Here is a 3,451-nt window from a genome sequence, read left to right as displayed (position 1 = left end):
CGCGTGCAGATGCGCACCTCCATCTCGCGGCTGCAGAAGAGCCTCGGCACCACCACCGTGTACGTCACGCACGACCAGACCGAGGCGATGACCCTGGGCGACCGGATCGTCCTCATGCGGGCCGGCGTCATCCAGCAGATCGGGCCGCCGCAGGAGCTGTACGATCACCCGCGCAACCTGTTCGTGGCCGGGTTCATCGGGTCGCCGTCGATGAACTTCCTGCCCGCCGAGGTGACCGGCGACTCCCTGCGCACGCCCATCGGCGACATACCGCTGCAGGGCCGGCTGCGCCGCGCGGTCGGGGGACGCGGAAGCGACATCGAGGAGACGGCCGGAGAGGCGCCCGAAGAGGTGCCCGAAGAGGTGCCCGAAGAGGTGCCCAAAGAGGTGCCCAAAGAGGTGATCGCGGGCATCAGGCCGGAGGCGTTCGAGGACGCGGCCCTGGTGCACGAGCGCGAGGGCGGCAGCTTCACCGGCACCGTGGACCTGCTGGAGTCGATGGGGCCGGAGAAACTCGCGTACTTCACGCTCGACGCCCGCGCCATCGTCCACTCGGCGCACCTGGAGGAGGTGGCCAAGGACGCGGGCAGCGATGAGGCAGGCGGCGGGTTCCAGCTGGTGGCGCAGCTCGACCCGAAGTCGGGGGCGCGCCGTGGGGAGCCGCTGCGGCTGTGGTTCGACTGCGAGGCCGTTCACCTGTTCGACCCCGAGAGCGGCGAGAACCTCACCGAGCGGGCCTCCGGCTGACCTCACTCCCGGCGGAGGAGGCGCGTGGCGGCCCGGGAGGCGGCGACCCCCACCGGCGGTGCGAGCAGTCCCACAGCCGGCCCGCCATGGCCAGGCGGGGCGACGCCTGCGGCGAGGTCTCATCACCCATCAGGCACCTCCCGTCGCCCACCGTAACAGCCCGGCATGCCGGACGCCTGACTCGATCTCCTGACATCCCGCTTACGGCCCGCAGGTCAGACTGGCGGCGTCGCACCACGACGGTTCAGCCCCGAGGTCCATGACCCGCCCGATCGCGCTAGACAGACCGGAAGACGACGGTGGATCGCATGAGTACGGCACTACGCACGGCACTGGTGGAGATAGTCGTCCCTGTCCACAACGAGGAGCGTGCCCTGGCGGCGAGCGTCGGGCGATTACACGCCTACCTCACCGAGAGCTTCCCCTACGACTTCCGCATCACCATCGCCGACAACGCCAGCACCGACGGGACGTGGCCGATCGCGCGCGACCTGGCGGCGCGGCTGCCGAACGTGCGCGCCGTCCACCTCGACGAGAAGGGGCGCGGCCGGGCCCTGCGCCGGGTGTGGTCCGGCAGCGACGCGGACGTGCTCAGCTACATGGACGTGGACCTGTCGACCGGGCTGGACGCCTTCCTGCCGCTGGTGGCCCCGCTGCTGTCCGGCCACAGCGACCTGGCGATCGGCACGCGGCTGGCGCGCGCCTCGCGGACCGTGCGGGGTCCCAAGCGGGAGTTCGTCTCCCGCTGCTACAACCTGATCCTGCGCGTCATGGGCGCGGGCTTCTCCGACGCCCAGTGCGGCTTCAAGGCGGTGCGCGCCGACATCGCCCAGGCGCTGCTGCCGGAGGTCGAGGACGAGCAGTGGTTCTTCGACACCGAACTGCTCCTGCTGGCCGAGCGGAACGGCATGCGCATCCACGAGGTGCCCGTCGACTGGGTGGACGACCCGGACAGCCGGGTGGACATCGTGCGGACGGCGATCGACGACCTGCGCGGGCTGGCCCGGGTGACCCGCAAGGTCCTGTCGGGCGCGGCCCGCGTCCCCGTGCCGCCGTCGGTCGAACGGGCGCGGATGCCCGAGGGCATGGGCAGGCAGTTGCCCAGGTTCGCGGCGGTCGGCGTGGTCAGCACGCTGTCCTACCTGCTGCTCTACACGTTGCTGCGCGCGGTGCTGACGCCTTTCGCGGCCAACGCCGTCGCGCTGCTCGTGACGGCCGTGGCGAACACGGGCGCCAACCGCCGTTTCACCTTCGGCGTGACCGGCCGCGCGGGTGTCCTGCGCCACCAGGCCGAGGGAGCGGTCGCCTTCTTCGTGGGCCTCGCCCTGAGCACGGGGGCGCTGGCCCTGATCCCGGCGGGCGCCTCGCACGCGGTCGAGCTGGGCGCCGTCGTGGTGGCCAACGCGATGGCCACGCTGGTGCGGTTCATGTTGTTGCGCGTGTGGGTCTTCAATCCGAAGCGGAGGCGTAATTGAGCACCACCCTGACCAGGCCGCTGCGCGGCGCCCCGGAGGATCCGCGCTGGTCACGGCCGGCGCTGCTGGGCCTTCTCGCGGTCGCTCTCGTGCTGTACGCCTGGGGGCTGCGGGGCTACGCCAACGAGTACTACTCCGCCGCCGTCCTCTCGGCCACGCAGAGCTGGAAGGCGTTCTTCTTCGGCGCGCTCGACGCCGGGAACTTCATCACGGTCGACAAGCCCCCGCTCGCGCTGTGGGTGATGGCGCTGTCGGCGCGCGTCTTCGGCTTCCACACCTGGAGCCTGCTGCTGCCGCACGCGCTGGCGGGCGTCGCGACGGTCGCGCTGGTCTTCTCCACGGTACGGCGAGGGCTGGAGGGCCGGGTCGAGGCCGGGCAGGCTCACGCGGCCGGTCTCGTCGCCGCGGCGGTCACCGTGCTGACGCCCGTCACCGTCGCGATCAACCGGGACAACACCCCCGACGCGCTGCTGGTGCTGCTGCTGGTGCTGGCGGTGCGGGCCTGCCTGGAGGCGGTGCGCGGCGGACGGCTGCGCCACCTGCTGCTGTCGGCGCTCTTCGTCGGGCTGGCGTTCAACGCCAAGATGCTCCAGGCGTACCTGATCGTGCCGGCGCTCGCCCTGGCCTACCTGGTGTGCGCGAGGACCTCCGTCGGCCGGCGGGTGGCGCACCTGCTGGCGGCGGGGGGCGTGATGCTGGTCTCCAGCCTGTGGTGGATGGTGGTCGTCGACCTGTGGCCCGCCTCGTCGCGGCCCTTCATCGGCGGCTCGACCAACAACACCGTGCGCGACCTGGTCATCGGCTACAACGGGCTGGCCCGGCTGCTGGGAGAGGGATCGAGCGCGCCGGGCGGAGCCACCTTCGGCGGGCCCGCCGGGCCGGAGCGGCTGTTCAACGCGTTCAACGCGGGACAGATCTCCTGGCTGCTGCCGTTCTGCGCGCTGGCGCTGGTCTTCGCGGCGGTCCAGGGGCTCAGGCGGCGACAGGAGGCGGACCACGCGGACGGCGCGGACGGCGCGCCCGCGCAGCCCCTGGCCGCCTGGCTGGTCTGGGGCGGCTGGCTGGTCGTCCACTACGTGGTGTTCAGCTTCTCCGCCGGCACCTTCCACCCCTACTACACGACCGCGATGGCGCCCGCCGTAGGCGCGATCACCGGGATGGGCGGGGTGCTCATGTGGCGGGCCTACCGGGAGTCGCGTGCCTGGAGCTGGGTGCTCCCCGCGGGGGTG

The 3,451-nt window shown here is 72.1% G+C and carries 3 protein-coding genes; all 3 read left to right on the top strand.

Going from position 1 to position 3,451, the window contains the following annotated elements; genetic code table 11:
* Positions 1–747 (top strand): ABC transporter ATP-binding protein (locus tag DAT37_RS44370; RefSeq protein ID WP_408637449.1); only part of this gene is annotated, 747 nt, incomplete at its 5' end.
* 308 nt (positions 748–1,055) lie between these two features.
* On the top strand, positions 1,056–2,222 hold the full coding sequence (locus tag DAT37_RS28655; protein ID WP_109528018.1) for a glycosyltransferase: 1,167 nt from the start codon (positions 1,056–1,058) through the stop codon (positions 2,220–2,222).
* The coding region (locus tag DAT37_RS28650) for a glycosyltransferase family 39 protein (RefSeq protein ID WP_198654484.1) at positions 2,219–3,451 on the top strand (1,233 nt) is incomplete at its 3' end. The genes DAT37_RS28655 and DAT37_RS28650, both read left to right, overlap by 4 nt.

Origin of the sequence: Nocardia aurea, assembly GCF_003123685.1 — a bacterium.
GTDB lineage: Bacteria > Actinomycetota > Actinomycetes > Mycobacteriales > Mycobacteriaceae > Nocardia > Nocardia aurea.
The sequence above is the reverse complement of the archived record's forward strand: the minus strand, read 5'-3'. Positions and strand labels throughout refer to the sequence as shown.